At 71.1% G+C, this 25,485-nt stretch carries 23 protein-coding genes; 13 read left to right on the plus strand and 10 right to left on the minus strand.

Annotated features, from left to right (window positions below; translation table 11 throughout):
* Positions 1 to 13 precede the first annotated feature (13 nt).
* A complete protein-coding gene (locus ACZ7OO_RS32375; protein ID WP_018547939.1) occupies positions 14 to 688 on the minus strand; it encodes a Crp/Fnr family transcriptional regulator in 675 nt (224 codons plus the stop codon).
* 356 nt (positions 689 to 1,044) lie between these two features.
* Between ACZ7OO_RS32375 and nth the strand changes: the two genes are divergently transcribed.
* From nth to ACZ7OO_RS32390, 3 genes are all read left to right on the plus strand, one after another.
* A complete protein-coding gene (nth, locus tag ACZ7OO_RS32380) occupies positions 1,045 to 2,019 on the plus strand; it encodes an endonuclease III (RefSeq protein WP_471510240.1) in 975 nt (324 codons plus the stop codon).
* Between the two features lie 97 nt (positions 2,020 to 2,116).
* The gene (locus tag ACZ7OO_RS32385; RefSeq protein WP_471510242.1) at positions 2,117 to 2,824 is read left to right on the plus strand and encodes an NUDIX hydrolase; all 708 of its coding nucleotides are present in this window, start codon (positions 2,117 to 2,119) and stop codon (positions 2,822 to 2,824) included.
* A 13-nt stretch (positions 2,825 to 2,837) separates the two neighbouring features.
* Positions 2,838 to 4,037, plus strand: a complete 1,200-nt coding sequence (locus ACZ7OO_RS32390; protein ID WP_471510317.1) for a MarP family serine protease — start codon at positions 2,838 to 2,840, stop codon at positions 4,035 to 4,037.
* A gap of 4 nt (positions 4,038 to 4,041) precedes the next feature.
* Here the strand turns inward: ACZ7OO_RS32390 and ACZ7OO_RS32395 are convergent, their stop codons facing one another.
* From ACZ7OO_RS32395 to ACZ7OO_RS32420, 6 genes are all read right to left on the minus strand, one after another.
* Entirely contained in the window at positions 4,042 to 4,221 is a 180-nt protein-coding gene (locus tag ACZ7OO_RS32395; protein WP_352222441.1) for a hypothetical protein, read from the minus strand.
* A gap of 127 nt (positions 4,222 to 4,348) precedes the next feature.
* A complete protein-coding gene (locus tag ACZ7OO_RS32400) occupies positions 4,349 to 5,269 on the minus strand; it encodes an alpha/beta fold hydrolase (RefSeq protein ID WP_471510244.1) in 921 nt (306 codons plus the stop codon).
* Positions 5,266 to 5,751 carry a phage holin family protein gene (locus ACZ7OO_RS32405; RefSeq protein ID WP_471510246.1) on the minus strand — a complete coding sequence of 162 codons (486 nt, stop codon included), beginning with the start codon at positions 5,749 to 5,751 and terminating at the stop codon, positions 5,266 to 5,268. The genes ACZ7OO_RS32400 and ACZ7OO_RS32405 overlap by 4 nt, the downstream gene beginning before the upstream one ends.
* A gap of 136 nt (positions 5,752 to 5,887) precedes the next feature.
* Positions 5,888 to 7,276: a Na+/H+ antiporter NhaA gene (gene nhaA / locus ACZ7OO_RS32410; protein WP_471510248.1), complete on the minus strand. Its 1,389-nt coding sequence runs from the start codon at positions 7,274 to 7,276 to the stop codon at positions 5,888 to 5,890.
* Between the two features lie 203 nt (positions 7,277 to 7,479).
* Positions 7,480 to 9,438 (minus strand): acetate--CoA ligase, encoded by a 1,959-nt coding sequence (gene acs / locus ACZ7OO_RS32415; protein ID WP_471510250.1) that lies wholly within the window; start codon positions 9,436 to 9,438, stop codon positions 7,480 to 7,482.
* 173 nt (positions 9,439 to 9,611) lie between these two features.
* Positions 9,612 to 12,065, minus strand: a complete 2,454-nt coding sequence (locus tag ACZ7OO_RS32420) for a SulP family inorganic anion transporter (protein ID WP_471510252.1) — start codon at positions 12,063 to 12,065, stop codon at positions 9,612 to 9,614.
* A gap of 339 nt (positions 12,066 to 12,404) precedes the next feature.
* Between ACZ7OO_RS32420 and ACZ7OO_RS32425 the strand changes: the two genes are divergently transcribed.
* On the plus strand, positions 12,405 to 13,667 hold the full coding sequence (locus ACZ7OO_RS32425; protein ID WP_471510254.1) for a polysaccharide deacetylase family protein: 1,263 nt from the start codon (positions 12,405 to 12,407) through the stop codon (positions 13,665 to 13,667).
* 44 nt (positions 13,668 to 13,711) lie between these two features.
* Here the strand turns inward: ACZ7OO_RS32425 and ACZ7OO_RS32430 are convergent, their stop codons facing one another.
* The gene (locus ACZ7OO_RS32430; RefSeq protein ID WP_471510256.1) at positions 13,712 to 14,692 is read right to left on the minus strand and encodes an ATP-binding protein; all 981 of its coding nucleotides are present in this window, start codon (positions 14,690 to 14,692) and stop codon (positions 13,712 to 13,714) included.
* A 101-nt stretch (positions 14,693 to 14,793) separates the two neighbouring features.
* Here ACZ7OO_RS32430 and ACZ7OO_RS32435 point away from each other — a divergent pair, with 101 nt between their 5' ends.
* Complete coding sequence (locus tag ACZ7OO_RS32435; protein ID WP_471510258.1) at positions 14,794 to 15,618, plus strand: Fic family protein; 825 nt, start codon at positions 14,794 to 14,796, stop codon at positions 15,616 to 15,618.
* Between the two features lie 390 nt (positions 15,619 to 16,008).
* Here the strand turns inward: ACZ7OO_RS32435 and ACZ7OO_RS32440 are convergent, their stop codons facing one another.
* Positions 16,009 to 16,833 (minus strand): HAD family hydrolase, encoded by an 825-nt coding sequence (locus ACZ7OO_RS32440; protein ID WP_471510260.1) that lies wholly within the window; start codon positions 16,831 to 16,833, stop codon positions 16,009 to 16,011.
* 643 nt (positions 16,834 to 17,476) lie between these two features.
* Here ACZ7OO_RS32440 and ssd point away from each other — a divergent pair.
* From ssd to ACZ7OO_RS32475, 7 genes are all read left to right on the plus strand, one after another.
* Positions 17,477 to 18,511 (plus strand): septum site-determining protein Ssd, encoded by a 1,035-nt coding sequence (gene ssd / locus ACZ7OO_RS32445; RefSeq protein ID WP_471510262.1) that lies wholly within the window; start codon positions 17,477 to 17,479, stop codon positions 18,509 to 18,511.
* Complete coding sequence (locus ACZ7OO_RS32450; RefSeq protein WP_471510264.1) at positions 18,508 to 19,689, plus strand: TadA family conjugal transfer-associated ATPase; 1,182 nt, start codon at positions 18,508 to 18,510, stop codon at positions 19,687 to 19,689. Before ssd ends, ACZ7OO_RS32450 begins: the two co-directional genes overlap by 4 nt.
* Before the next feature lie 121 nt (positions 19,690 to 19,810).
* Entirely contained in the window at positions 19,811 to 20,671 is an 861-nt protein-coding gene (locus ACZ7OO_RS32455; protein WP_471510266.1) for a type II secretion system F family protein, read from the plus strand.
* Positions 20,668 to 21,447 carry a type II secretion system F family protein gene (locus ACZ7OO_RS32460; RefSeq protein WP_471510268.1) on the plus strand — a complete coding sequence of 260 codons (780 nt, stop codon included), beginning with the start codon at positions 20,668 to 20,670 and terminating at the stop codon, positions 21,445 to 21,447. The genes ACZ7OO_RS32455 and ACZ7OO_RS32460 overlap by 4 nt, the downstream gene beginning before the upstream one ends.
* A 67-nt stretch (positions 21,448 to 21,514) precedes the next feature.
* Positions 21,515 to 21,694 carry a DUF4244 domain-containing protein gene (locus tag ACZ7OO_RS32465; protein ID WP_471510270.1) on the plus strand — a complete coding sequence of 60 codons (180 nt, stop codon included), beginning with the start codon at positions 21,515 to 21,517 and terminating at the stop codon, positions 21,692 to 21,694.
* A gap of 28 nt (positions 21,695 to 21,722) precedes the next feature.
* The gene (locus ACZ7OO_RS32470) at positions 21,723 to 22,043 is read left to right on the plus strand and encodes a TadE family type IV pilus minor pilin (protein WP_471510271.1); all 321 of its coding nucleotides are present in this window, start codon (positions 21,723 to 21,725) and stop codon (positions 22,041 to 22,043) included.
* Positions 22,040 to 22,426, plus strand: a complete 387-nt coding sequence (locus ACZ7OO_RS32475) for an Rv3654c family TadE-like protein (RefSeq protein WP_471510272.1) — start codon at positions 22,040 to 22,042, stop codon at positions 22,424 to 22,426. Before ACZ7OO_RS32470 ends, ACZ7OO_RS32475 begins: the two co-directional genes overlap by 4 nt.
* Here the strand turns inward: ACZ7OO_RS32475 and ACZ7OO_RS32480 are convergent.
* Entirely contained in the window at positions 22,377 to 24,845 is a 2,469-nt protein-coding gene (locus ACZ7OO_RS32480) for a DEAD/DEAH box helicase (protein WP_471510273.1), read from the minus strand. The genes ACZ7OO_RS32475 and ACZ7OO_RS32480 overlap by 50 nt on opposite strands.
* An 83-nt stretch (positions 24,846 to 24,928) precedes the next feature.
* Between ACZ7OO_RS32480 and bldG the strand changes: the two genes are divergently transcribed.
* Positions 24,929 to 25,270 carry an anti-sigma factor antagonist BldG gene (bldG, locus tag ACZ7OO_RS32485; RefSeq protein WP_010986038.1) on the plus strand — a complete coding sequence of 114 codons (342 nt, stop codon included), beginning with the start codon at positions 24,929 to 24,931 and terminating at the stop codon, positions 25,268 to 25,270.
* Positions 25,271 to 25,485 lie beyond the last annotated feature (215 nt).

Consider the following 25,485-nt stretch of genomic DNA (forward strand, 5'->3'; position numbering starts at 1 on the left):
CGAACGATGACGACTACCGGGAGCGCTTTGCCAGACGCTCGACGTCCAGCAGGATCACGGCCCGTGCCTCCAGGCGCAGCCAGCCGCGCTGGGCGAAGTCCGCCAGCGCCTTGTTCACGGTCTCGCGGGATGCGCCGACCAGCTGGGCCAGCTCCTCCTGGGTGAGGTCGTGGACGACGTGGATGCCCTCCTCGGACTGCACACCGAAGCGGCGCGAGAGGTCCAGCAGGGCGCGCGCTACCCGGCCCGGGACGTCGGAGAAGACCAGGTCGGACATGGCGTCGTTGGTCTTGCGCAGCCGGCGGGCGACGGCGCGCAGCAGGGCGGTGGCCACCTCCGGGCGGGCGTTCAGCCAGGGCTGGAGGTCGCCGTGGCCCAGGCCCAGCAGCTTGACCTCGGTCAGCGCGGTCGCCGTCGCCGTACGCGGGCCCGGGTCGAACAGCGACAGCTCGCCGATCAGCTCACCGGGACCGACGACGGCGAGCATGTTCTCGCGGCCGTCGGGGGAGGTGCGGTGGAGTTTGACCTTGCCCTCGGTGACGACGTAGAGCCGGTCGCCCGGGTCGCCCTCGTGGAACAGGGAGTCGCCACGCGCGAGGGTCACCTCACTCATGGAGGCACGCAGCTCCGCGGACTGCTCGTCATCGAGCGCCGCGAAGAGCGGGTTGCGCCGCAGAACGTCGTCCACGAGTTCTCTCCTTGTAGACCTGCTCAGGGGATCTTGCTCCCCCTTGGTACCAGGGGACCGTGTTCCCCGTCTTGCCGGGCGATTCAAACAGTGTGATCTGTCACAAGGATGCCGCACAGGTGTCCCGAGGTAAGCGGCAGGGGTCCAATCGGGGGCTGATCTTCCGGGTCCGGGGCGGATGTCGGTGCCGGGCTTTAGGCTGGCCGGGTGTCCAAATCGCCGGTAGAGCACAGGCCAAGGGGGCTGGGCGGGTGGTTGTACGTCGTGATTCCGCCGTGGGCGAACAGGGGTCCGATGCTGCCCCCGGGGAACCGAAAAAGGCGACAAAAGCGGCAAAAGCCGTGAAGAGGGCCGCTGTGAAGAAGACGGCGCAGGAGAAGGCCGTAGCGAAGAAGGCCGTAACGAAGAAGGCCGTAACGAAGAAGGCGGCACCGGCGAAGACCGCGGCCGGGCAGACGGCCCCGAAGCGACCCGCTGCCAAGCGCGCCGCGTCCAAGACGGCCGTGGCCGAGCAGGCCGCCGCCGAGAGGCCGCAGATGCCCGGGAAGCCCGAGTCGCACACCGCTCTGGTCCGCCGCGCCCGCCGGATCGACCGCGAGCTCGCCGAGGTGTATCCGTACGCCCACCCCGAGCTGGACTTCGAGAACCCCTTCCAGCTCCTGGTCGCCACGGTGCTCTCCGCCCAGACCACCGACCTGCGCGTCAACCAGACCACCCCGACGCTCTTCGCGAAGTACCCCACCCCCGAGGACCTGGCCGGGGCCAACCCGGAGGAGGTCGAGGAGATCCTCCGGCCGTGCGGTTTCTTCCGGGCCAAGACCAAGTCGGTGATAGGGCTCTCCAAGGGCCTTGTGGAGCAGTTCGGCGGTGAGGTCCCGGGGCGGCTCGAGGACCTCGTCAAGCTGCCCGGCGTCGGCCGCAAGACCGCCTTCGTCGTGCTGGGCAACGCCTTCGGGCGCCCCGGCATCACCGTGGACACGCACTTCCAGCGCCTCGTCCGCCGCTGGCGGTGGACCGCGGAGACCGAGCCCGACAAGATCGAGGCGGCCGTCGGCGCGCTGTTCCCCAAGAGCGACTGGACCGACCTCTCGCACCATGTGATCTGGCACGGCCGCCGGATGTGCCACGCCCGCAAGCCCGCCTGCGGGGTCTGCCCCATCGCACCGCTCTGCCCGGCCTACGGCGAGGGTGAGACCGACCCGGAGAAGGCGAAGAAGCTGCTCAAGTACGAGAAGGGCGGCTTCCCCGGCCAGCGCCTCAAGCCCCCGCAGGCGTATCTGGACGCGGGCGGCAGGCCGGCGCCGCCGCTGGGCGCCGTATCAGGGACATGACCTAGGGACCTTCTGAGGGGCGAGGAACGGAACGATCAAGGAGTCTTCGGGCGTTGGAACGGGCAGGCCGGGGCAGCAGGGCAGGACGGGGGATGCCATGACACACAGCGGCAAGGCGCACACCGGGGCTCCACGCGCGGGTGTGGCGCTCAGCAAGGAAGGTCTGCCGGAGTGGCTGGACCCGGTGGTGCGGGCCGCCGAGACGGTGCAGCCGGTCCAGCTGAGCCGTTTCCTGCCGCCGGAGAACGGCGCGGGACGGCAGTCGGCCGTGCTGATCCTGTTCGGCGAGGGCGAGCAGGGGCCCGAGCTGCTGCTGATGGAGCGGGCCGGCTCGCTGCGCTCGCATGCCGGGCAGCCCTCGTTCCCCGGTGGCGCCCTCGACCCCGAGGACGGCGACCCGAAGGCCGACGGGCCGCTGCGGGCCGCTCTCCGCGAGGCCGAGGAGGAGACCGGGCTCGATCCGGCCGGTGTGCAGCTGTTCGGGGTGCTGCCCAGGCTGTACATCCCGGTGAGCCACTTCGTGGTCACCCCGGTGCTGGGCTGGTGGCGCGAGCCGAGCCCGGTGGGGGTGGTGGATCCGAACGAGACGGCGAGGGTCTTCAGGGTCCCCGTGGCGGATCTCACGAATCCGGCCAACCGGGCCACCGCCGTGCACCCCAGCGGCCACCGAGGCCCGGCATTTCTGGTCGAATCGACCTTGGTGTGGGGGTTCACGGCCGGGGTGATCGACCGCTTGCTGCACTACGCGGGATGGGAGCGCTCCTGGGACCGCGAGAAGCTGGTCCCGCTCGACTGGCGGTCATGACAGGGTGTCCACCGTGAATGTGCTGGACATCCTGTTGCTGGTCGCCGCCGTGTGGTTCGCGATCGTCGGCTACCGCCAGGGATTCGTCGTCGGCATCCTGTCGGTGATCGGCTTCCTGGGCGGCGGACTCGTCGCCGTCTACGCCCTCCCGGTCATCTGGGACGCGGTGAGCGACAACGCCGAGGTGGGCACGACCGCCGCGGTGGTCGCCGTGGTCGTCGTCATCGTCTGCGCCTCCGTCGGCCAGGCCCTGACCACGCATCTGGGCAACAAGCTGCGCCGGTACATCACCTGGTCCCCGGCCCGCGCCCTGGACGCCACCGGCGGCGCACTGGTCAACGTGCTGGCGATGCTGCTGGTCGCCTGGCTGATCGGCTCCGCCCTCGCGGGCACCACGCTGCCGACGCTCGGCAAGGAGGTCCGCAACTCCAAGGTGCTCCTCGGGGTCTCCAGAGCACTGCCCAACCAGGCCGACACCTGGTTCGCGGACTTCTCCAAGGTCCTCGCGCAGAACGGCTTCCCGCAGGTGTTCAGCCCCTTCGCCAACGAGCCGATCACCGATGTCTCACCGCCCGACCCCGCCCTCGCGAACAGCACGGTGGCCACCACCGCCAGACAGTCCATCGTCAAGGTCACGGGCACCGCGCAGAGCTGCGGCAAGATCCTGGAGGGCACCGGCTTCGTCTTCGCCGACCGCCGGGTCATGACCAACGCGCACGTGGTCGGCGGCGTCGACGAGCCCACCGTCCAGATCGGCGGCGAGGGCCGCAGGTACGACGCCAAAGTCGTGCTTTACGACTGGCAGCGCGACATCGCCGTCCTGGACGTGCCGGACCTCCCGGCGAGGGCCCTGAAGTTCTCCGCCGCGAACGCCGAGACCAGCGACAGCGCGATCGTCGCCGGGTTCCCGGAGAACGGGCCGTACGACGTCCGTGCCGCCCGGGTGCGCGGCCGTATCACCGCCAACGGCCCGGACATCTACCACCGCGGCACCGTCCGCCGTGGCGTCTACTCGCTGTACGCGACCGTCCGCCAGGGCAACTCCGGCGGCCCCCTGCTCACCCCCCAGGGCAAGGTGTACGGGGTCGTCTTCGCGAAGTCACTGGACGACGCCGACACCGGATACGCCCTCACGGCCGACGAGATCCGGGCGGACATCACCCGGGGCCGCACCGCGAATCAGCAGGTCGGGACCGACAGCTGCGCCCTGTGAGGGATCAGCCGCGGGTGTGGCGCAGACGGACCGACACCCAACGGGCCCGGCGGCGCAGGATGTGCGGAATCCCCACCCTGAGGTCCGTGCCCGGCAGCTGCGGGGCGGCTCCTCGATGGGAGTTCAGACCGCCTGTCGTACGGCGGTTTCGGGGTGCGTCACTGTAGTCGTGCGTCCAGCCCATACCCCGACGTCTGCCCCTGCCCCAAGGTCGATAACCTCGCGCACGGCCCTCAATTGGCGTATGCGCGGGGCATGTGGCCGTTCGTAGAACAGGTGTGCAGATCCGGATACCGGGCGCATCGGCACGGTCACCGATCGGGCTCGGGGTCCTTCAGCCAGTTGATCAGTTCGGTGGAGAACGCGACCGGGTCCTCCTCGTGCGGGAAGTGCCCGAGCCCGTCGAACAGCCGCCAGCGGTAAGGGGCTTCGACGTACTCGCCGGAGCCGGCCGCGCTGCGGGTGCGGGCCACCGGGTCCAGGGAGCCGTGCAGATGCAGCGTCGGGACGCGCACCGGGCGCTTCATCCGGCGGTTGAACTGGATACCGTCCGGGCGGGCCAGCGAGCGCACCAGCCAGCGGTACGGTTCGATCGAGCAGTGCGCGGTGGACGGGATGCACATGGCCCGCTGGTACGTCTCCACCGTCTTGTCCTCCGGCAGCCGCGGCCCGGACCAGTCCCGGATCAGCCGGCCGACCAGGGCGCCGTCGTCGGCGGTGAGCTGCCGCTCGGGGACCCACGGCCGCTGGAAGCCCCAGATGTAGGAGGCGGCGGCGGACTGCCGGCGGTCCCGCAGCATCGCCGAGCGCCAGCGCCGTGGGTGCGGCATGGACACGACCGCGAGCCGTCGTACCAGCTTGGGGCGCATGGCGGCCGCCGTCCATGCCAGATAGCCGCCCAGGTCGTGGCCGACCAGCGCGGCGTCCGGCTCGCCGAGGGAGCGGATCACGCCGGTGATGTCGAGCGCGAGGTTGGCCGGGTCGTAGCCGCGCGGGGTCCGGTCGCTGCCGCCGACGCCCCTGAGGTCCATCGCGACGGCGCGGAAACCCGCGTCGGCGAGCGCGACCAGCTGGTGCCGCCAGGCCCACCAGAACTCCGGGAAGCCGTGCACCAGCATGACCAGCGGGCCGTCGCCGAGCTCGGCGATGTGGAAGCGCGCGCCGTTCGCGGCGACGTCCCGGTGTGTCCAGGGGCCTTCGAGCCGTACGGCCGAGGGGGCGGGATCGGTCATGACGACGAGCGTCCCACAGCCTCGATGGCCGGCAGGTCATCGCTGGGGAGCGCCGGACGCGGATGCGGCTTGGCGTTCTGCAGCACGCCCGCCGTCTCCTTCATCGACGCGGCCACCTTCTGCGGGCCCTGGCCCTTCTTCGCCTTCTTCGCGAACACCAGACCGATGAGTGCGAGGACGCCCGCCACCAGGACGTTCGCCGCGAAGGAGAGCAGGAAGCAGACCGCGAGATTCCAGTGGGTCCAGGTCCGAATGCCGTACGCCAGCGCGAAGTTGAGCATCGGCAGGGAGAACAGCAGCAGCACACCGGCCGCCGAGAAGGCGCCGCCGCTCGTCGCGCCCCGCTTGACGTCCTGCTTCAGCTGGGCCTTGGCCAGCGCGATCTCGTCGTGCACCAGCGCCGACATCTCGGCCGTGGCCGAGGCGAACAACTGGCCGATGCTGCGTTCGGCACCGACCGGGCTGCCGTCGGGTGCGCTCATCGCGGTCTCCCTCTGCGTACTTGTCATCGTCTTTTGTACCGTCTCGTCAGATCATGCCGGACGGATGCCCTGCTTGCTTGCCCTGCCCGGCACTTCGGTAAGCGCGTCATGCCTGTGGGGGTGCCCTCGCCGGCCTCTAACGCGCGGCCTGCCCGGCTTTCTCGGCGGCTATGCGGCGGTGGTCGGCGGCCTTGCGGTCGTAGATCTCAGCCATCCGCAGGTGGTACGCCGGGTCGTCCTGCTCGTAGATGTCCGGGATGCCGTCGAGGTCCTCGTCCCGCTCCTCGTCGGCACAGAGCGCGCGGTAGCGGGCGTTGCGTATCTTCAGCAGCACCGTGGCGCACAGGGCCGATATCAGTGAGCCGGCGAGTACGGCGGTCTTGACCTCGTCCGTGAGCACGGCGTCGCCGCCGAAGGCGAGTTCGCCCATGAGCAGCGACACGGTGAAGCCGATTCCGGCGAGCGAGGCGACCGCGAGGACATCGCCCCAGGCGAGGTCCTCGCTGAGCGAGGCCCGGGTGAAGCGGGCGGTCAGCCAGGTCCCGCCGAAGATCCCGACCGTCTTGCCGACGACCAGCCCGAGGACGACGCCTAGCGTCTCGGGCTTGCCGAACACGTCGCCGAGCGCCCCTCCGGACACCTTGACGCCGGCGCTGAAGAGCGCGAACAGGGGCACGGCGAGCCCCGCCGACAACGGCCGCACCAGATGCTCGATGTGCTCGCCGGGGGAGTGCTGCTCACCCTTGTGGGTGGTGCAGCGCAGCATCAGGCCCATGGCGACACCGGCGATGGTCGCGTGCACGCCGCTGTTGTACATCAGCGCCCAGATGACGAGCGCGAGCGGCACGTAGACGTACCAGCCGCGTACGCCCTTCCTCAGCAGCAGCCAGAAGACGGCGAGGCCGAGGACCGCGCCGCCGAGCGCGGCGAAGTGGATCCGGGCGGTGAAGAAGACGGCGATGATCAGGATCGCGAACAGGTCGTCGACGACCGCGAGGGTGAGCAGGAAGGCGCGCAGGGCGCTGGGCAGCGAGGTGCCGATGACGGCCAGCACGGCCAGCGCGAAGGCGATGTCGGTGGCCGTGGGCACCGCCCAGCCCTGGGTGGAGCCGCCGCCGGCGAGGTTGGTGAGGGTGTAGACGAGTGCCGGTACGGCCATGCCACACAGCGCGGCGACCACCGGCAGTACGGCCGCCTTCGGATCCCGCAGATCGCCGGCCACCAGCTCGCGCTTGAGCTCTATGCCGGCGACGAAGAAGAAGACCGCGAGCAGGCCGTCGGCGGCCCAGTGGGCGATGGAGAGGTTCAGGCCGAGGACGCCGGGGCCGAGGTGGAAGTGGCTGACGGTCTCGTAGCTGTGGTGCAGCGCCGGTATGTTCGCCCAGATCAGCGCGGCTATCGCGGCGATCAGCAGCAGTACACCGCCGACGGTCTCGGTCCGCAGCGCGTCCGCGACGAAGGTCCGCTCGGGCAGGGAGAGCCGGCCGAGGGCCTTGCGGACGGGGGTGGTGCGGGGCGCGGACACGAGAACCTCCGGTCGGGTGGGCAGGACGGGGCTACTTGCCGACCAGACTTCCCGGCACACCTTGAGGAACGCGTTACTTTGCTTACTTTACCTAAGGTGTGGCGGAGAGTTGCCAGGTGAATCTCACGGTAGGTGCAAAAGGGGCGCCCGGCGCGTTTCGCGCCGGGCGCCCCTTCGGGTGGGTCATCTTCGTGCGGCCGGGGTCAGTCCTCGGTCGGCGCCGCCGGGAGCTTCGCCTGGATGAGGTCCATGACCGTGGAGTCCGTCAGGGTCGTCACGTCACCGAGCTGGCGGTTCTCGGCGACATCGCGGAGCAGCCGGCGCATGATCTTGCCGGAGCGGGTCTTCGGCAGCTCGGCCACCGGCAGGACCCGCTTGGGCTTGGCGATCGGGCCGAGCGTGGCGCCGACGTGGTTGCGCAGGTCGTTGACGAGGCCCTCGTCCTCGGCGTTCGCCGTGCCGCGCAGGATCACGAAGGCGACGATCGCCTGTCCGGTCGTCTCGTCCGCCGCGCCGACCACGGCCGCCTCGGCGACCGACGGGTGGGACACCAGCGCGGACTCCACCTCGGTCGTCGAGATGTTGTGCCCGGAGACAAGCATGACGTCGTCCACGCGGCCGAGCAGCCAGATGTCGCCGTCGTCGTCCTTCTTCGCTCCGTCACCGGCGAAGTACTTGCCCTCGAAACGCGACCAGTACGTGTCCAGGAACCGCTGGTCGTCACCCCAGATCGTGCGCAGCATCGACGGCCACGGCTCGGTCAGCACCAGGTAGCCGCCACCGCCGTTCGGCACCTCGTGGGCCTCGTCGTCCACCACCGTCGCCGAGATACCGGGCAGCGGGGTCTGCGCGGAACCGGGCTTGGTCGCGGTGACGCCCGGCAGTGGCGAGATCATCATCGCGCCGGTCTCGGTCTGCCACCAGGTGTCCACGATCGGCGTCCGGTCGGCGCCGATGTGCTTGCGGTACCAGATCCAGGCCTCGGGGTTGATCGGCTCACCCACCGAACCCAGCACCCGCAGCGAGGACAGGTCGAACTTCGCGGGGATGTCGTCGCCCCACTTCATGAACGTCCGGATCGCGGTGGGCGCCGTGTACAGGATCGTCACCCCGTACTTCTGCACGATCTCCCAGAACCGGCCCTGGTGCGGGGTGTCCGGGGTGCCCTCGTACATCACCTGCGTCGCGCCGTTGGCCAGCGGCCCGTACACGATGTACGAGTGGCCCGTGACCCAGCCGACGTCGGCCGTGCACCAGTACACGTCCGTCTCCGGCTTGAGGTCGAACACCGCCCAGTGCGTGTACGACGCCTGGGTGAGATAGCCGCCCGAGGTGTGCAGGATGCCCTTCGGCTTACCCGTCGTACCGGACGTGTAGAGGATGAAGAGCGGGTGCTCTGCTTCGAACGCCTCCGGGGTGTGCTCGGCCGACTGCCGCTCCACGACCTCGTGCCACCACACGTCCCGCGTGTCGTCCCAGGCGACCTCCTGCCCGGTGCGCCTTACGACCAGTACATGCTCGACGTTGCCGGCCTTGCCGACCGCCTCGTCCACGGCCGGCTTGAGCGCGGACGGCTTGCCGCGCCGGTAGCCGCCGTCGGAGGTGATGACCACCCTGGCGTCCGCGTCCTGGATACGGGTGGCGAGCGCGTCCGCCGAGAAGCCACCGAAGACCACGGAGTGCGCGGCGCCGATCCGGGCGCAGGCGAGCATCGCGATCGCCGTCTCCGGGATCATCGGCATATAGACCGCGACCCGGTCACCCTTCTGGACTCCCAGTTCGAGCAGGGCGTTCGCAGCCTTGGAGACCTCGTCCTTCAGCTCGGCATAGGTGATCGCGCGGCTGTCGCCGGGCTCGCCCTCGAAGTGGATGGCGACCCGGTCGCCGTTACCGGCTTCCACATGCCGGTCCACGCAGTTGTACGCGACGTTGAGCTCGCCGTCCTTGAACCACTTCGCGAACGGCGGGTTCGACCAGTCCAGCGTCTCGGTCGGCTCCTTGGCCCAGGTCAGCCGGCGGGCCTGCTCGGCCCAGAAGCCGAGCCTGTCAGCCTTGGCCTGTTCGTACGCCTCGGCCCTGACATTGGCGTTCTCGGCCAGGTCAGCAGGCGGCGCGAAGCGTCGCTCCTCCTTCAAGAGGTTGGCCAGGCTTTCGTTGCTCACGACATCTCCCTTTCCAAGGGTGTCCGTTGTGTCCCAGGCCACAGCTCATCAGACCTGGGGGCCCGGTGACAAGGGCCGTCGAAAAATTGGTTTAGACCTGTCGGGTACGGCAGGGCAAGCCGGGCCCGCGATGCCGGCCTGGACGGCGCCGGCAGGCCCCCGCCGCCCCTTCCTCAGGCCGGGCTGCGCAGGTCCTCCCCGCCCGGCACCCCCTCGAACACCTCTTCCTCTCTCTCACCTTCGGCCCGGCGCAGCAGATACGCCTGCGCCTCGCCCACATGGAAGTACATCCCCTGAAGCTCCAGCTCACCGGCCGCCAGCGCCCGCGCCACCGAGTCGTGCGCCCGCAGATGCTCCAGCTGCTGGACCACATTGGCCAGACAGAGCCGCTCCGCCGTGTCCGCCGCCGCCCGCGCGGCCAGCCGGACCCCTGGGAGACCGTCGTCGGCCAGCCGCGCCAGGCTCGGCAGCCCGTGCCGCAGCCACCGTCCGAGCGGAGTGGTGCCACCCCCGGACCCGGAACTCAGCAGCGCCTGCATGGCCCCGCACCCGGAGTGCCCACACACCGTGATGGACCGCACCTTCAGCACGTCCACCGCGTACTCGATCGCGGCCGCCACCGAGTCGTCACCGTTCTCCTCACCCGGAAGGGGGATCAGGTTGCCGACGTTGCGGACCACGAACAGGTCACCCGGACCACTGGAGGTGATCATCGACGTGACGAGCCTGGAGTCGGCGCAGGTGAGAAAGAGCTGCGACGGCCGCTGCCCCTCACGCGCCAGCCGGGCCAGCTCCTCCCGCACCAGGGGCGCGGTGTCGCGCTGGAACGCGCCGACCCCACGGGCGAGTTCATGACCGGCACCGGCCGGTCCGCCCCCGCCCCACCGGGCGAGGCCCGACCTGACGAGGCCCGGTCCGTGGCCGTGACTCAGGCGCGGCTCGGGACGGTGCCCGTGCTCCGGTCTGTGCCCGTGCTCCGGTCTGTGCCCGTGCTCCGGTCTGTGGCCATGCTCCGATTCCTGGCCGTACTCCGGTGAGCGCACACCCACCCGGCAGCCGGTCAGTTCGGCCGAGCCGCCCTGCGCGGTGTGGGCCCTGCGCCAGTCCCGCAGTGACTCGTATGCCGCGTGGTCCATGAACGAACCGTCCAACTCCACCACGGCGTGGGCGCCTTGGGGTACGAGATGCAGGGCTCTGCTGAGCCGGGGCACCGCGAGGAACGTCAGCTGTCCTCTTACGTGTACGCGATGGACTCCTCCCTCGTCTTCATGGGTGATGCGGGTACGGGCGAGGCGGTGCAGGGCGACGGCGACGGCCACGGCGACCCCGAGGAGCACGCCCTCCAGGACGCCGAGGATCACCACGCCGAGTGTGGTGACGGCGTACACCGCGACCTCGCGGTGGCGGGTCACCGTACGGATGTGGTGCAGGGACACCATCTGGATGCCGACGGCCATCACCAGGGCAGCGAGCGAGGCGAGCGGGATGAGATCCAGGACCGGGACCATCAGCAGTGCGGCGACTACTACGAAAACGCCGTGCAGCATCGTGGAGTTCCGGCTGACGGCACCAGATTGCACATTCGCCGAACTGCGCACCGCGACCCCCGCGACCGGCAGCCCGCCGAGCGCACCGGAGACGATGTTGGCCGCGCCCTGACCGAGCAGTTCGCGGTTCAGGTCGGACCGGCCGACCCGGGACTGGGGTCCGGGGCGGCCGACCACCAGCTTGTCCACCGCGACCGCGCCGAGCAGCGACTGCACGCTGCACACCAGAGTCGTGGTGAGCACGGCGGCGACGATGCCGAGCACCGGCCCCTCGGGAAGCCCCGCCAGGGCATGGCTGCTCCAGGACGGCAGGTCGACCCGGGGCAGGGTGAGCCCGGTGAGCGAGGCGGTCGCCGTGGCACCGGCGACGGCGACCAGGGCCGCCGGGACCGTGCGCAGCAGACGGCCCGCTCTGCCGGGGATCCGCGGCCAGCCGAACAGCAGGGTCAGGGTCAGCGCGCTCATCGTCACGGCAGCCGGGTGCACGTTCGCCAACTGGGCGGGCAGCGCGCGGACATTGGCGAGGACCGAGCTCTGCGGGTTGCCACCGAGGACGATGTGCAGCTGGGCGACGGCGATGGTGATGCCGATGCCGGCGAGCATGCCGTGCACCACGGCGGGGCTGACGGCGAGCGCGGTGCGGGCCACACGCAGACAGCCCAGGCCCAGTTGGGCCAGGCCGGCGAGGACGGTGATGCCGCAGGTGGTCCGCCAGCCGTAGCGGTGGATCAGGTCGGCGGTGACCACGGTGAGCCCGGCGGCCGGGCCGCTGACCTGGAGCGGGCAGCCGCCGAGCCGCCCGGCGACCAGTCCGCCGACGGCCGCCGCGACCAGCCCGGCCTGGAGCGGGGCGCCGGTGGCGAGGGCGATACCGAGGGACAGCGGCAGGGCGATCAGGAACACCGAGACGGACGCGGACAGGTCGGTGCCCTCGATCCGGAGACGGCGGCGCGGGGGCGTGGTCGGGCTCGGTGGCCGGTCAGCGCCCTTGGTGCGGCGGGGGCTTGTGGCTTCGGCTGGGGCTCCGGATTGGGCGGGGCCGAAGCTCTCGGGGTGGGCGGGTACGCAGGCTGATGACATGTTTCCCGTCTCCTCCGGGGCAGCGCGGTCGCGGATCAGGGTGTCCCCTCGCCAGAGGGCTGGGGCTCGGTCGCGGCCGTGGGTCACGGCGTGCAGTGGCGGGATGAATCAACATTCGGTAAACGAATCGTAATGCAGAGTAAAGGTCAGGCATGGATTTTCTGCGCAAATGGGGCACCCGTTCACCTCCATGGGTGAAGTGAGCAGTTCATCGGCTTGTCGTATTAATCCCTCTCTCGGTCCTATGCGACCTTGGCGGCGCTGTCGGCACATACCCGGCACACCGCCATAAAACGCCGTGATCGGCGTTTGCCGAGAGAAGGAAGAAGGTGGGCGGAATTGGCCGCCAACCAGAGGATCGCCGTCGGCGCCGTGGCCGCCGCGGCCTGTGCCGCGTCGCTGGCGGGTTGCGCGACAGGCACCAACTCCAAGGAAGGGGCGTCCGGGCCGCAGAAGGGAGCGCCGGCGCCCCAGAGCGTGGTCCGTCTGATCGGCGACGGTTCCACCTCGTACACCGGAGCGCAGCCGCATCTGCCCCGGCCGGAGAAGCTCCAGCCAGGTGAGAAGCCCCCGCAGTTCGTGGTGTTCTCCTGGGACGGCGCGGGCGAGGACAGCCAGAAGCTGTTCTCACACTTCCGCAAGCTCTCCAAGGAGAACAACGCGACCATGACGTACTTCCTCAGCGGCGTCTACATGCTGCCCGAGGAGAAACGTGACCTCTACCGGCCCCCGCAGCACTCGCCCGGCCGCTCCGAGATCGGCTTCAACGACGAGCAGGGCATCGCCGACACCGTCAAGCAGCTGCGGCTGGCCTGGCTGGAGGGCAACGAGATCGGCACCCACTTCAACGGGCACTTCTGTGGCCCCGACGGAGGTGTCGGCGAGTGGTCGGTGGCGGAGTGGAAGAGCGAGATCGCCCAGGCCAAGCAGTTCGTGAAGACCTGGAAGACCAACACGGGCATGAAGAACGCCTCACCCCTGCCCTTCGACTACGACAAGGAGCTCATCGGCGCCCGCACCCCCTGCCTGGAGGGACAGAAGAACTTCACGAAGGCGGCGAGCCAGCTGGGCTTCCGCTACGACACCAGCGGTGTCAACGACCAGGTCTGGCCGAAGAAGAAGGAAGGGCTGTGGGACCTGTCGATGCAGCTCGTCCCGTTCCCAGGCCACTCCTTCGAACAGCTGACCATGGACTACAACTTCATGGTCAACCAGTCCGGCACCTCGACCCAGGGTGACCCCGACAAGTACGACTACTGGGGCGAGCAGATGCGCGACGGGTTGCTCCAGGGCTTCAACCGGGCCTACAACGGCAACCGTGCGCCGCTCGTCATCGGCAACCACTTCGAGTCCTGGAACGGCGGCACCTACATGCGGGCCATCGACGAGGTCGTCGGGAACGTCTGCAACAAGCCAGAGGTGCGCTGTGTCTCCTTCCATCAGCTGGCCGACTGGCTGGACGCCCAGGACCCGCAGGTCCTGGCCCGGCTGCGCACCCTGAACGTGGGCGAGGCCCCGCGCCAGGGTTGGGCGTCCTTCCTCTCCGGCCGTCCTGCCCCGGCACCGAAGGGGGTGCCCGGGGCACCGGCGGTCAAGCAGTAGGCAACAGGCGGGGTGGCGCCCCGTCGGCGGAGTGCCCACCTCCGTCAGACGGGTGCCGTCACTTCCTCGCCGAGCACGAAGCCCGGGTCGATCTGCGCCGTCAGATCGGCCCCGGTGCGCTCGTTGCCCCACGACTGGGCGTTCTTCAGGTGGAAGTGGACCATCTGCCGGGTGTAGCGCTCCCAGTCCCGCAGCTCGTACGTCGCGTCGGCGGCGACCTTGAGGGCGTGCAGGGCACGGGAGTTGGCGGCCTCAAGGAGATCGAACCGGGGCGGGCGGCCCTTCTCCATGGCGCGCACCCAGTCCGAGTGCCCGACCGTGACCAGCAGGTCGTCCCCGACTTCCGCGCGGAGGAAGTCGATGTCGTCCTGCCCCTGCACCTTGTTGCCGACGACCTTCAGCACTACGCCGAAGTCCCGGGCGTACTCCTTGTACTGGCGATAGACGGAGACCCCCTTCCGGGTCGGTTCGGCGATGAGGAACGTGATGTCGAAGCGGGTGAACATGCCGGAGGCGAAGGAGTCCGAACCCGCAGTCATGTCGACCACGACATACTCGTCGGGGCCGTCGACGAGGTGGTTCAGGAACAGCTCCACCGCTCCTGTCTTGGAGTGGTAGCAGGAGACCCCCAGGTCGGCGTCCGTGAAGGGCCCGGTGACCATCAAACGGACGGCGCCGCCGTCGAGTTCCACCGGGCGCGCACAGGCGTCGTACACCGGATTGGGTTCCCGCACCTGGACCAGCCGCGAGCCCTGGCCGGGCGGGGTCGTCTTGATCATCGTTGCGGCGGAGGCGATGCGCGGGTTGTTGCCGCGCAGATAGTCCTTGATCAGGGAGAGCCGCTCACCCATCGCGGGCAGCGCCGCCGACTCCGTCTCGTCGAGGCCGAGCGCCGGGCCCAGGTGCTGGTTGATGTCGGCGTCGACGGCGACGACGGGCGCGCCGGCGGCCGCCAGATGGCGGATGAACAGAGAGGAGAGCGTGGTCTTGCCGCTGCCGCCCTTCCCGACGAAAGCAATTTTCATGTTCACGAAGAGTAGTCGACCGATAGCCGACCGTGTCGGGCGAAGTGAAGAAGACCACTCCTTCGTGGAGTGGCGGGCAGGGGGTGCGTAGGGTCGTACTCATGAGTACGACAGGTGCGACCGCCGATCCGCTCGCGGCCCTGGGCTCGCTGCCCGGTGTGGCCGAGTCCGTGGAATCCGTGCGCAAGGCCGTGGACCGGGTCTACGGGCACCGGGTCATGCGGCGCCGCAGCAACGCCGTCACGTCCGAGGCCGCGCTGCGCGGCGCCCGGGGCAGCGCGGCGCTGTCTGGCGCCGACTGGGCACTGGAGGAGGTCCGGCGGCGCTCCGACTTCGGTGTCGACGACGACGCGCGCGTGGTGGGTGCGGCCCTGCGGCTGACCGCCGAGGCGGGCCAACTGCTGTCCATCTGGCGGCAGTCACCGCTGCGCGTGCTGGCCCGGCTGCACCTGGTGGCGGCCGCGACCGGTGACGACGAGGTGGGGCGGCCACGCCGGGCCGGCGAAGGCGTCGACGAGCCGCTGATCGGGTTGGCGCTGCCGGACGCCGACGAGGTGTCCGGGCGCCTCGACGGGCTCTCCGAGCTGATCATCGCGGGAAGTTCCGCGCCCGCGCTGGTGACGGCCGCCGTGGTGCACGGCGAGCTGCTCGCGCTGCGGCCCTTCACTTCGTACAACGGGCTGGTCGCGCGCGCGGCCGAGCGGATCGTGCTGATCGGCAGCGGCCTCGACCCCAAGTCGGTCTGCCCCGCCGAGGTCGGCCACGCCGAACTGGGCCGGGCCTCCTATCTGGCGGCCCTGGACGGCTATGTCTCGGGCACCCCGGAGGGCATGGCGGCCTGGATCGCGCACTGCGGCCGCGCGGTCGAGCTGGGTGTGCGGGAGTCGACCGCGGTGTGCGAGGCGCTGCAGCGCGGGGCGGCGTGAGAGCCCGCAAGGCTGCGTAAACGGGTTGCGGCGGTACGAGTTCTCGTACCGCCGCTGGCATGTTCACCGGGTTACCAAGCGTCCTCGAAATGTCGCCCATCAGGTCGGGTACTTTGCCCGTCACCTGGTGCGGCTGGCCCGTAATCGACGGGTCGACGTCGCGTGGGTGCCCGGTGTCCATGCTGGGTCCGTGGGGCCAAATGCGTTTTAAAGGTGATCCTCTCGGATGTCCTTCGGTCTCGCGGGCCACTAAGCCCTTTGTACTGCAAGCCCGGAGCAAGCGGAACCCCTGCCTACAGTTCTTTACTTGTAGGTTCAAACATGCACTGAGTGGTAATAAAGGGGCATCGGTAGTCCGAACGGGTGAAAAAGGGGTGGTGGTAAGCCGATTCAGGCGACCGAGCTCCGGCGCCGGCTCGCGTACCAGACCAGGCCCGCGGTGGCGGCCGCCGCCCCTATCGCGGCCGCGGCGACCAGGGCCGGGCGCGGGGGCGTGGAGATCCGCTGCTTGAGCCGTACCGGACGGTTGAAGTCCAGAATCGGCCAGCCATGCGCGAGTGCCTCACGGCGCAGCGCCCGGTCCGGGTTCACGGCGTGCGGATGCCCGACGGCCCCGAGCATCGGCAGGTCGGTCGCCGAGTCGCTGTACGCGTAGCAGCGGTCGAGGTCGTACCCCTCGGATGCGGCCAGCTCCCGGACCGCCTCGGCCTTCGTCGGACCGTACGCGTAGTACTCCACCTCGCCGGTGTAGCAGCCGTCGGCGCCGACGACCATGCGGGTGGCCACCACCCGGTCGGCGCCCAGCAGTTCGCCGATCGGCTCGACCACCTCGGCGCCCGAGGTGGACACGATGACGACATCCCGGCCGGCCCGGTGGTGGGCCTCGATGAGGGAGGCGGCCTCGTCGTAGATGATCGGGTCGATCAGGTCGTGCAGGGTCTCGGCGACGATCTCCTTGACCTGCTGGACATTCCAGCCACGGACCAGACCGGACAGGTATGCGCGCGTGCGCTCCATCTGGTCGTGGTCCATACCGCCGGCCAGGAACACGAACTGGGAGTACGCGTTGCGCAGAGCCGCCCTGCGGTTGATCAGACCGCCTTGGTAGAACGACTTGCTGAAGGTGAGCGTGCTCGACTTCGCAATGACCGTCTTGTCCAGGTCAAAGAAGGCCGCGGTGCGGGGCGAGGAGTGGTTTTCCACGCCCCCGAGCATAGGCGCCCACCATTCGGCGTAAGGTGGGGCGCGTGGGTTTGCCTGAGAGGCCTCTCGGGTACACCATGGAAGTCACGGATCGTTCGCGACCGTGCTAACCCGGTCCGGCTCCTCCCCCCCCGAGTCGGCCGTGGAGACGACCCCCACTCTCCCCCCCGGTGGGGGTCGTCGCATGTCCGGATGCTTTTTTCCTCTCTTCTCCGGGCCCTGAGACCTTGATCGGGCGGCTGCGGCCGCCCTTGTCGCATGCCCATGATCCGTCACAGTGGGTAACCGTAGCGCTGCTCTGTGGAAGTCACACAGGGTCCCGAACGGGCCTCACCGGTATGGGTGACAGCGATATTCACAACCATCGAGTTGTCCACAGTTTTTCACCAAGATCCACACGATTTCAGGGCTCGCTGCACCGTGATTCCAGCGCGCTCCGGCGGCGGCGAGTTCATGGCCGCTTCCGATTGCCGGGCGCCAATGGCCGGTTTCTGTCGGCCGTGCATATGGAGGCCGCTTGCCGGTTCTTCACACGTTTGGGAATCGCGTGGCCTCGGAGGCCGCGCGCAAGAACGCAGCCAAGGGGGAAGCTCACGTGGCCGGAACTGTCACCCACGAACCACCATCCGCCGCCTCAGGACGGCCCGGACGCCCGATGATCGTCACCGAGGACTCCGAACTCCTCGACGACCTGTTGCGCCTGTGCGCCGCGGCCGGTGCCAAACCCGAGGTCCACCACGGGGTACCGGAACGCGGCGGCTGGGAGTCCGCCCCGCTCGTCCTGGTCGGCGACGACGCCGCCCTCCGGGTGCGCGGGGCCGCACGCCGGCGCGGGGTGGTGCTGGTCGGCCAGGACCAGGACGACCCCGATGTGTGGAAACGCGCCGTGGAGATCGGCGCGGACCACGTCCTGATGCTGCCCGACGGCGAGCAGTGGCTCGTGGACCGGATCGCCGACGTCGTCGAGGGCGTGGGTCGCCCGGCCCTCACCGTCGGGGTGATCGGCGGCCGGGGCGGGGCCGGTGCCTCGACGCTGGCCTGCGCGCTCGCCGTCACCTCCGCGCGGGAGGGACTGCGCACCCTCCTCGTGGACGCGGATCCACTGGGCGGTGGAATCGACGTACTCCTCGGCGCCGAGACGGCCGAGGGCTTGCGCTGGCCCGCGTTCGCCGCCTCGCGCGGCCGGCTCGGCAGCGGCGCCCTGGAGGAGTCGCTGCCGGAACTGCACTCGCTGCGGATCCTCAGCTGGGACCGCGGCGACAGCGTGGCCATCCCGCCGCCCGCCGTCCGCGCGGTGCTCGCCGCAGTCCGCAGGCGCGGCGGCACGGTCGTCGTCGACCTGCCGCGCCGCCTGGACGACGAGGTCGCCGAGGTCCTCACCCAGCTCGACCTCGCCGTCCTGGTGGTCCCCGCCGAACTCCGCGCGATCGCGGCGGCCGGCCGGGTGGCGGCCACGGTCGGCATGGTCGTGCGCGATCTGCGGGTGGCGGTACGGGGCCCGTACGCGCCCGGACTGGACGACCGCGAGGTGGCCAGGCTGCTCGGCCTGCCCCTGGCCGGCGAAGTGCCCGCCGAACCGGGCCTGTCCCGCCCCCACCGGAAACCGCCGGGATCCGCCGCACGCGGCCCGCTGGCCCGCTTCTGCAAGGGCTTCTGGGAGCGCACGCTGGTCGAGGCGGGTGGCGTATGAGGCCCGGCACGGCGGACGCGGACGGCCCGGCCCTGCTCGACGGGGTACGGCGCTGGCTCGCCGAGAGCGGCGCCGAACCCACCCCCGCGCGCGTGGCGCAGGCGCTGCGCGCGCAGGGCCGGGTGCTCGGCGACGCCGAAGTCCTCGGCGCGGCCGAGCGACTGCGCTCCGAACTGGTCGGCAGCGGCCCCCTGGAACCCCTGCTCGCCGATCCCACGGTCACCGACGTCCTGGTGTCCGCCCCGGACCGGGTCTGGGTGGACCGCGGCGGCGGCCTGGAACTGACCCCGGTCGCCTTCCCGGACGCGGCGGCCGTACGACGCCTCGCGCAGCGGCTGGCCGCGGTGGCCGGCCGGCGCCTGGACGACGCACGGCCCTGGGCGGACGCCCGGCTGCCAGACGGCACCCGCCTGCACGCGGTCCTGCCCCCGGTGGCGGTCGGCTGCACCTGCCTGTCCCTGCGGGTGGTGCGACCGCGGGCGTTCACGCTCGACGAACTGGTGGCGGCCGGGACGGTGCCACCGGGCGGCGACCGGATTCTGCGCGCGCTTCTGGCGGCCCGGCTCTCGTTCCTGGTCAGCGGTGGCACCGGCACTGGCAAGACGACCCTGCTCAGCGCGCTGCTCGGCCTGGTGGGCCCGGGGGAACGGATCGTGCTCGCCGAGGACTCGGCGGAGCTCAGGCCTGAACACCCGCACGTCGTGCGGCTGGAGACCAGACCCGCCAACCAGGAGGGCGCCGGCCTGGTCACCCTGGAGGACCTGGTTCGGCAGGCGCTGCGGATGCGCCCCGACCGGCTGGTCGTCGGCGAGGTGCGCGGCCCCGAGGTCGTGCACCTGCTGGCCGCGCTCAACACCGGCCACGAGGGCGGCTGCGGCACGGTGCACGCCAACGCGGCCGCGGACGTCCCGGCCCGCCTGGAGGCGCTCGGTACGGCCGCCGGGCTCGACCGGGCCGCCCTGCACAGCCAGTTGGCGGCCGCGCTGTCGGTGGTGCTGCACCTCGTACGGGACCGCACGGGCCGGCGGCGGATCGCCGAGGTGCATGTGCTGGAGCGGGCCCCCTCGGGGCTGGTGCGGACGGAACCGGCGCTGCGCTGGGGCGCGGAGGCCTTTGTGCGCGAGCCGGGGTGGGAGCGGCTGCGGGACCTGCTGCGAAGTGACGACGGTGGTCTGTGAGTTTCGAAGCGATGCCAGTGATCTGTGGGTTCGAAGACCGGCTGATCCGTGGGGCCGGAGTGTCTGCGGCATCCGGCCTGAAGTGACCTGAGTGGTCTGTGAATTGGAAGGGGTTTGTGTGATGGGTGAGATGACGGCCGGTGCGGCCGTGGTCTGCGGCGGGGTCATGGCGTGGCTCCTGGCCGAACGGCAGCGCGAGGTACGGCGGGCGCGGCTGCTGCTCGCCGGGGGCGGCGCGGTGGCCGCCGGGCCGCCCTCCTGGGAGCAGACGGTCGGGGAACTGCGGCGGCTGCGCGGCCGTTGGCGGGGTGAGTGGTGGGCCCTGACCGTCGGCATCGCACTCGCCCTCCTTGCCGCCTCGGTGCTTCCGGTCCTCGCGGGGGCGGCCGGGGTGCCGGTGCTGCGCCGGCTGCGGCTGGCCCGGCAGGCGAGGCAGGTCCGGCAGGCGCGCGCCGACGCGGTGATCGCGCTGTGCGGAGCGCTCGCCGGTGAGGTGCGCGCGGGACGGCAGCCCGGCGAGGCGCTGCTGCGGGCCGCGCGGGACTCCGGCGGACTCGGCGAGGCCCAGGCGGCAGTGGTCGCGGCGGCACGCTTCGGCGGGGATGTGCCGGGCGCGCTCGCGATGGCCGCACGCCAGCCGGGTGCCGACGGCCTGCTGGGGCTCGCGGCCTGCTGGAGGGTGGCCGTCGACCAGGGCGCCGGGCTCGCGGCCGGCCTCGACCGCCTGGACGCGGCCCTGCGCGCCGAACGGGACCAGCGCGCCGACCTGCGCGCCCAGTTGTCCGGCGCCCGGGCCACCGCGGTGCTGCTGGCCGCGCTGCCCGCCCTCGGTCTCCTGCTCGGCTCGGCCATGGGCGCGGACCCGCTGCGCGTACTGCTGCACACCGGGGCCGGGCTGGGCTGCCTGGTCGTCGGCGCGGTGTTCGAGGGTGCCGGGATGTGGTGGGCGACCCGGATCGTGCGGGGAGCTGAGGCGGCATGAGCGCGGAGCTTGTCCACAGGCTGGGGGTGACGGTCGCGGCGCTGCTGGCCCTGGGCTGGTCGGCGTGGCGGCTGGAGAGGGTCAGGCGCCGGCGCTGGGCCCGGCGCAGGGTGGCCGAACTGCTGGCCCTGGAGATGACGGAGCGGCGATCCGACGTCGGCGGCGTTGCCCGCCGGTGGCTGCCCCTGGTCGGTGTGGTGTGCGGCGGCTGGGTGCTGGTCGGCGGGGTCGTCGGAGTGCTCCTGGGGCTGGGTGTCGCCGTGGGGCTGTGGCGGTGGCGGCGCCAGGAGGCAGACGCGGGACTGGCGGCGGAGGCCGAGGCGTCCCGGGCCGCTCGCCAACTCCCGCTCGCCTCCGACCTGCTGGCCGCCTGCATCGCCGCCGGGGCAGGCCCGGTGGTCGCAGCCCAGGCCGTTGGCGAGGCGCTCGGCGGACCCGTCGGGGAAGGGCTCGCGCGGGGTGCGGCGGAGGTCCGGCTGGGCGGCGAACCTGCGGACGCCTGGCGACGGTTGGCGGCACTGCCGGGGGCCGCCGCCCTCGCCCGGCTCCTGGAGCGCGCGGACGAGTCCGGGATGCCGGCCGCCACCCCGGTCGCCCGGCTCGCCGCGGACGCCCGCGCGGAGTGGGCGAGAAGCGCGACCGCACGGGCGCGACGGGCGTCCGTACTGATCTCCGCACCGGTGGGCCTGTGTTTCCTGCCCGCGTTCATCGCGGTCGGGGTCCTGCCCGTGGTGATCGGGCTGGCGGCCGGGGTGATGCGAGGAGGTGGTGGATGAAAGGGGCGATAACGGGCCGTCAACAGGAACAGATCACCGAATTCCGAATTCATTCAAGGGAGTCGAGATGTGCCAGAAGATGCGGAAGTTGCTGCGCAGGGACGCGGGAATGGTCACGTCCGAGTACGCGATGGGGATCATCGCCGCCGTCGGGTTCGCGGCGGTCCTCTACGCGGTCGTGACGAGCGGGCAGGTCAGTGCCGAGCTCCAGGACATCGTGAAACGAGCCCTCAGTGCGCGGATGTGAGCGGGGGCGCGGGGCGGACCGCGGGTTCGTGACGGCTGAGGCGGCCGTGGTGCTGCCGGTGCTGGTGGCGTTCACGATGGCGCTGGTGTGGGGGCTGCTCGTGGTGGCCGCCCAGATCCGGTGCGTGGACGCCGCCCGCACCGGGGCGCGGGCCGCCGCGCGGCAGGACGCCGAGGGCGCGGTGGTCGCCGTGACGAAGGAGGCGGCGCCGGAGGGGGCGACGGTGACCGTCGGCCGGGAGGGCGACCAGGTGCGGGTGACGGTGGTGGCGAGGCCGCCGGTGCTGCACGGACTGCCGTTCGAGGTGCGGGAGTCGGCGGTGGCGCTGGCGGAGGAGGCGGGGCCGTGAGACGCCGGTATTCGGATCAGGGGTCCGCCACGGTCTGGAGCGTAGGGGCGATCGCCGTCCTGTGCGTGGTGTTCGGCGTCGTGCTCGGACTGGGGCAGGCCGTGGTGGTCCGGCACCGTGCGGCCGGCGGTGCCGACATGGCGGCGCTCGCGGCGGCCGACCACTGGGCCGAGGGGATCGCGGCGGCCTGCGCCCGGGCGGACCGGGTGGCCCAAGCACAAGGTGCGCGGCTGACGCGGTGCGTGATCGTGGGCGACGTCTCGGATGTGACGGCGGCGTCGGGCGGTGGGCTGTTCACGGCAGAGGTCCGGGCCAGAGCGGGCCCCTCTGCCGCTAGCCCTCCGCCGGTTTCTCCTCCGGCGCCCCCTTCAGCAGCACCGTGAGCAGCCGCACCGCCCCCCGCTTGTGCAACGGATCGTTCCCGTTCCCGCACTTGGGCGACTGGATGCAGGAAGGACACCCCGCGTCGCACTCACACACGGCGATCGCCTCCCGGGTGGCAGTCAGCCACTCGCGGGCCGTGTGGAACGCGCGCTCCGCGAAGCCCGCGCCGCCTGGGTGGCCGTCGTAGACGAAGACCGTCGGCAGAAGCGTGTCGGGGTGCAGGGGGATCGACACGCCGCCGATGTCCCAGCGGTCGCAGGTCGCGAAGAGCGGCAGCAGGCCGATGGAGGCGTGTTCGGCGGCGTGCAGGGCGCCGCCGAGGATCTCCGGGTTGATCCGGGCCTCGTCGAGCTGGTCCTCGGTGACGGTCCACCACACCGCGCGGGTGCGCAGCGTCCGGGGAGGGAGGTCGAGTTTCGTCTCGCCCAGCACCTCGCCGGTGATGAGACGGCGGCGCAGGAAGGAGACCACCTGGTTGGTGACCTCGACGGAGCCGTAGCAGAGGCGGCCGTCGCCCCAGGGGACCGCGATGTCGGTCTCCAGGACGGAGATGGCCGTGGTGTCGCGGGCGACCGTGGAGTACGGCGGCTCGGCCTGTTCGACCAGCGCGACCGAGTCCTCCAGGTCCAGGGAGCGCACGAGGTAGGTGCGGCCCTGGTGCAGGTGGACCGCGCCCTCGTGGACCGTGGAGTGCGCGGCGCCCGCGTCCACCGTGCCGAGCAGACGGCCCGTGCCCGCCTCGACGACCTGCACCGGGCGGCCGCCCTCGCCGCGGATGTCGGTCAGCTCGGCGGCCCGTTCCCGCCGGGTCCAGTGCCAGGCCTTGGTACGGCGGCGCAGCAGCTTCGCGGCCTCCAGCTGCGGCAGCAGTTCCTTGCAGGCGGGACCGAAAAGGTCGAGGTCGTCGTCGGTGAGCGGGATCTCGGCCGCGGCGGCGCACAGGTGCGGGGCGAGGACGTACGGATTGTCGGGGTCGAGGACCGTCGATTCCACCGGTTGGTCGAACAGGGCCTCGGGATGATGGACGAGGAAGGTGTCCAGCGGATCGTCGCGGGCGACCAGGACCGCGAGGGCGCCCTGCCCGGAACGGCCCGCGCGGCCCGCCTGCTGCCACACAGAGGCCCTCGTACCCGGGTACCCGGCGATCAGTACGGCGTCCAGCCCGGAGACGTCCACGCCCAGCTCCAGGGCTGTGGTGGCGGCAAGGCCGAGGAGTTCCCCGGAGTGCAGCGCGCGTTCCAGGGCGCGCCGCTCCTCGGGGAGGTAGCCGCCGCGATAGGCCGCGACACGCCGGGCCAGGGAACGGTCGACCTCGGCCAGCCGTTCCTGGGCGATGACGGCGATCAGCTCGGCCCCGCGCCGGGAGCGCACGAAGGCCACCGACCGCACGCCCTGCACGGCGAGGTCGGTCAGCAGATCGGCGGTCTCGGCGGTGGCGGTGCGGCGGACCGGGGCGCCCTTCTCGCCGTGCAGCTCGGTCAGGGGCGGCTCCCAGAGGGCGAAGACCAGCTCGCCGCGCGGGGAGGCGTCCTCGGCGATCTCCACGACCGGCAGGCCGGTGAGGCGGCGGGCGGCGACGGCCGGCTCCGCGGCGGTCGCGGAGGCCAGCAGGAAGACGGGGGAGGCGCCGTAGCGGGAGCACAGGCGGCGCAGCCGGCGCAGCACCTGGGCGACATGCGAGCCGAAGACGCCCCGGTAGGTGTGGCACTCGTCGACGACGACGTACTTCAGGGATTTCAGGAAGGAGGACCAACGGGCGTGCCCGGGAAGTATCCCGCGGTGCAGCATGTCCGGGTTGGTGAGCACGTAGTTGGCGTACTGGCGGATCCACTCCCGTTCCTCGTACGGGGTGTCGCCGTCGTACACCGCGGGGCGCACCGCAGTGCCCAGCGGTTGTGAAAGTTCCTTCACCGATCGGCACTGATCTGCCGCGAGTGCCTTGGTGGGCGCCAGGTAGAGGGCGGTGGCGCCGCGGCCGTTGGCCGCCTCGGAGCCTTCCAGGAGGGTGGAGAGGACCGGCACGAGATAGGCCAGGGACTTGCCGGAGGCGGTGCCGGTGGCGACCACCACCGAGTCGCCGTCCAGGGCGTGCTCGGCGGCCAGGGCCTGATGCTCCCAGGGATGGTCGATGCCGCACGCCTGCACGGCCGCGACAACCTCCGAACGAATCCGGTCAGGCCAGACGGCATGCCGACCCGCGCGCGGGGGCAAGTGCTCCGTATGAGTGATGCGCGAAGCCCGGCTCGGCCCGGAGGCGAGCCGGCCCAGGACCGTGCCCGGAGAGAACCCGGACGCGGCCGGAGCCGAGGGTCGATCGGATCGGTGATTTATGGCCATCGGGACCGAGTGTGTCACTGGCGTGACGGACAATGGGGCCAAGGCGTCGTGCACGCCTGCCGGTAAGTGATTGAATGCCATCGCGGCTGGCGTACCGTCCCGGGGGCCGCAAGCCGAGGTTTCCCAAGGGGCGACCCGCTCGATAGCAAGGTGCTGGAGGATTCGTGGACCTGTCCCTGTCGACCCGTACCGTCGGCGATCGCACGGTCGTCGAGGTCGGTGGCGAAATCGACGTATATACCGCGCCCAAGCTGCGCGAGCAGCTGGTGGAGCTGGTGAACGACGGGAATTTCCACCTCGTCGTTGACATGGAGGGCGTGGACTTCCTCGACTCCACCGGGCTCGGCGTGCTGGTCGGCGGCCTGAAGCGGGTGCGTGCCCATGAGGGCTCGCTGCGCCTGGTCTGCAACCAGGAGCGCATTCTGAAGATCTTCCGCATCACCGGCCTCACCAAGGTGTTCCCGATTCACACCTCGGTCGAGGAAGCGGTGGCGGCCACCGACTGACCCGGGCCGGCCGACGGCTTCCGGACCGCCGATCGGTCCGCGCCGTCCGGTCGGCCTCCGACACGGGCTCGTACAGAGCCGTACGCAGGCCCGTGTCGCCCCCGCCCGCTCGGGCCCGCGGTCCGTGCCGGCAGCCGTTCACGGGCCGCAGGCCCGTGGCGGACGCAATTCAACGGGGGGCCGGGTTTTCGGCGATCCGGCCCCCTACCGCACGC

This window comes from Streptomyces sp. NPDC111744 (assembly GCF_055634995.1).